At 77.8% G+C, this 3,827-nt stretch carries 3 protein-coding genes; 1 reads left to right on the plus strand and 2 read right to left on the minus strand.

What is annotated here, in order from left to right; genetic code table 11:
* Positions 1–19: 19 nt before the first annotated feature.
* Entirely contained in the window at positions 20–601 is a 582-nt protein-coding gene (locus AB0L40_RS27165; RefSeq protein WP_364361833.1) for a hypothetical protein, read from the minus strand.
* 376 nt (positions 602–977) lie between these two features.
* On the minus strand, positions 978–1,946 hold the full coding sequence (locus AB0L40_RS27170; RefSeq protein ID WP_364361835.1) for a hypothetical protein: 969 nt from the start codon (positions 1,944–1,946) through the stop codon (positions 978–980).
* A 416-nt stretch (positions 1,947–2,362) separates the two neighbouring features.
* Between AB0L40_RS27170 and AB0L40_RS27175 the strand changes: the two genes are divergently transcribed.
* Positions 2,363–3,769 (plus strand): hypothetical protein, encoded by a 1,407-nt coding sequence (locus AB0L40_RS27175; RefSeq protein ID WP_364361837.1) that lies wholly within the window; start codon positions 2,363–2,365, stop codon positions 3,767–3,769.
* Positions 3,770–3,827 lie beyond the last annotated feature (58 nt).

Below are 3,827 nucleotides of genomic sequence, written 5' to 3' on the forward strand. Positions count from 1 at the left end.
GGGAGCGCGTCTTCGACCTCTACTGCGGCTCCGGCTCGCTCGGCCTGACGCTCGCGACCAAGGCCGGCGAGATCATCGGCGTCGAGATCGTGAAGAGCGCGGGCCCCGTGTCCGGGCGACGCACCGCACTCGCTCCCGGGGCGGGCCCGTCGGGCGCCGGGACACCGGCGGCCTCGTCCCCCGGTGTCGCGTCCCCCGCGTTCCCCGGCGACGCGTCGCCCTCGTCCCGCGACGCCGGCCGCACCCCACCCGGTGCCGCGGCCGACCACGCCGTCCCCCGGACCGGCGGACCGCCGCCCTCCCGGCGCGCGGCCCCGAGGCTCATCAGGTGCACCGCCAGGCGGTCGGGGATCACCGCGGCGAGGCCCGCCCAGAACGGAAGGCCGATCCACAGGCCGAGGACGCCGACGGTCGACGTGTCGGCCAGGTCGTCCGCGACCACGTGGGCGACGAGGTTCGCGAGCAGCGCCACGAGGACGTACGCCAGCGCCCGACGCAGCGACGCCAGCGTCGCGACGGCCATCAGGATCGCGCACGCCGACCACCAGAGCTCGTTGCGCAGCGGCGACGCGACCGACAGGAGGACGGCGGCGACGAGCACCGGCACGAGCGTGCGCGAAGAGGGCGGCGAGCCCGAGGACGACGAGCGCGGCGAACGGGTAGCCCAGGAGCGCGCCCAGCGCCCCCGCGAGGTGCCCGCCGTCGACGAGCTCCGCCGGAGACCGCTCGGCGAGGAGCGCCGCGGCGCAGCCGACGTCGAGGAGCACGACGCACGCCCACACCGTCCGCGGCCGGGCCACGACCGCCGCGAGCCCGATCGACGTGAGGGTCACCTGCACGTACGGCCCGGCGGGCGCTGGTCGGGGAGCCGGGTCCGGGGCCACGGCGCCATTCTCCCCGACCCTCCCGCGGGACGATCGCGGGTTCCCACGACCCGAGTACGGCGTACGCCGGAATCGGAGCGGGGCGGCGCCGGCCTACGCCCCCGGCGGAGCGGCCCCGGCGCGACGAGCGCGCCGGAAGGCCCAGAGCTGGTCGCCGCCCGACCAGGCGGCGAAGATCAGGCCGCCGATCGTGCCCGTGACGGTCATCAGGACGCCGGCGGCGGCGGTCGCCGCGACGCCCTCGCTGCCGAGGATCAGGACCGCGGCGGCCGCGCCGGCGGCGGGCCCGGTCGGCAGCTGCGCCAGCGATGCGACGGCGATCAGCACGGCCACGCCGTCCCAGAACGAGGCGTCGACCCCGACGGCGCGCAGCAGCATCCAGTTGCGCACGACCTGGCAGAGGATCGAGCCGATCAGGGCACCCGTCAGGAGCGCGGCGCCCCGCGGATGGCGCAGGACGGTGAGCCCGGCCCACGCGTGGTGCGTCGAGCGGTGCGACAGGCGGCGCATGCCCCAGCCGATCAGGAACGCCAGCCCGAACGCCGCGATCGGCGACCACCACGGGATGCCGAGCGGGCCGACGAGCGTGAACGACCCGACCGCGGCGAACATCAGCTCGACGGCGACGATCGGGAGCTCCGCGGCGATCAGCGTCGGGATCTTCGGCGTGACCTCGGGCGAGGACTTGCGCAGGGCCGCGATCCGCATCGCCACCCCGAGCTGGCCGTTGATGATCGAGCCGAGCACCTGCATCGCGGACGCGCGGAACAGCACACGGCGGGAGACCTTCGCCCCCGCGGCGCGGACGGCCTGGTGCCACGACTCGCTGCGCCCGACGAGCCCCAGGACCTGCAGCGCGGAGGTCGCGACGAGGATCCCCAACGGTACGTCGGAGATCGCGGTGCCGAACTCGTGCCGGCGCTTCCACAGCAGCGCGAGGATCACGCCGGCGGTGACCAGCGACCCCACGATCAGGATCGCCTTCTGGTGGCGGCGGGCCGCCGCCGTCAGCCGCGACCAGGACGACGGGACGGCAGGCGGCTGGGCGGTGGCGTCGGGCACGACGGCCATCACGGTACCGCCGTTCCAGGCGGCGAACGACGATGAGCGGCGACGCGCCACGGTGCGGCGGGCCCGGCCCGGCCCGGCCGACCGCGCCGCGGGGCCGACACCCACCACGCCCACCAGCGGACCTTCCTGGGAGGTACCGATCCTGGTGACCACCGCCGGCCGGGCCCTCCCGCCCACCAGGCCTGGGCACGAGCACCAGGAAACCCTCCTGGGAGGAACGGAATCTGGTGGCGGCCGCCGGGCGGGCCCTCCCGCTGACCGACCCCCCGCCCCGTCACCAGCAAACCTTCCTAGGAGGTACCGATCCTGGTGACCACCGCCGGCCGAGCCCGGACCCCGGGCTCGATGCCCCTTGCCCCGCCGAGACCCACTGGCTGCGCCCCGCGAACCCGGATACCGTGGCGCCCATGCGATCAGCCGTCGCCCCGCGCCCACGCGCCGTCGTCCGCCGGAACGTCACGGCCCGACCACTGCTCGCCGCCCTCGCGGCCCTCGCCGCCGGGGTCCTCGCCGCCCCTGCCCACGCCGCCCCGGTCGTGCCCCCGATCCCGCCGCCCGGATTCGGCGTCGCCGTCTACCAGGCCCAGCTCGACCCGTCCGGCGACCCGGTGCTCACCGCGATCGCGGAGGACCGCGCCGCCACCGTCTCCTGGTACGCGTGCGACCCGGAGTGCGGGGCCGTGATCGGCACCGAGTCGCTGCTCCGCCCCGGGCCGACGCCCGCGGGCACGACCTTCGAGGTGCGCGCGACCGTCGCCGGGACGCCGCGGACCGCGAGGTCGGCCCCGTGGCGCGGTCGGACGGCGAGCGTCACGCCCCCGGCCCTGGCCGGGGAGCTCCGGATCGGCCGGACGGTCACGCCGCTCGCCGGCACGTGGTCCGGCGGCTGGGACGCCGGCGTCGACGTCCTCGACGTCCGGGCCTGCCGCACGGCCGACGGAACCGACTGCCGCACGATCTCCTCGCCATCAGGCGGGGACTCCTTGGCGATCGACCCGGTCTACGCCGGCTGGTACCTCGGCGCGGTCGACCGGCGCTACGGCCCCGACCCCTCGCTCGGGGGCGTGCCGTGGCTCGGCCCGACGTTCGGCGCCCTCGCCACCGACCCGGGCGCCGTCGCCGCCCCCACGGTGGCGCTCGGCCCGCTCGTGGGCCCCGTCCCGGCCGCCCGGCCCGGGACGCCGCCGACGATCACCGGCCGCCTCGCCGCCGGCGTCACGATCACCGCGACCCCCGGCACCTGGCCCGACGCGCCCGACGACGGGCTCGTGGCCACCGGCCTGCGGGCCTGCCCGACCCCGAAGGACGACGCGCGCTGCCGGGTGCTCGCCCGCGCGAACGACGACGAGGTCGCCACCGCCGGCCGCGGCCGGGCGACGCTGGGCACGCAGCTGCTCGGCTGGTACGTCGGGGCGTTCGAGCGCCACGGGAGGTCGAACGGGTTCCGCAGCTCCTTCGACCCCGGCGACCCGGCGCGGGACGCGCTGCCCGTCGCCGGCCCGACGGTCGTCGTGGGCCCGCTCTCGCCCACCCCGGTCCGGCTCGCCAGGACGCCGCGCGTGCATCTGCGGTCGACCGCGGCGACGCGGGGCACCCGCCTGGACCTCGGCCGCGTGCGCTGCACCGGCCGCTGCGTCGTCCGGCTGACCGTCAGCGGCGGCGGCCGGACGGTCCGGCGCGTCACCGCGGCCCGCGGCGACGCCGCCGTCACGGTCCGCCGGGCGTCGTTCCCGCGGCGGACGACCCGGCTGCGGGTGCGGATCCGCGTCGACCACTCGACGGTCGACGTGCGGCGGGCCGTGCGGGTGCGCTGACGCGTCGGGCCGCGCGCGTCCCGCCGGCGGCGGCGCCGACCGCGCCCCCCCGGGGGGC

It is taken from the genome of Patulibacter sp. NPDC049589 (genome assembly GCF_040675535.1).
In the GTDB taxonomy this organism is placed as follows: Bacteria; Actinomycetota; Thermoleophilia; order Solirubrobacterales; family Solirubrobacteraceae; genus Patulibacter.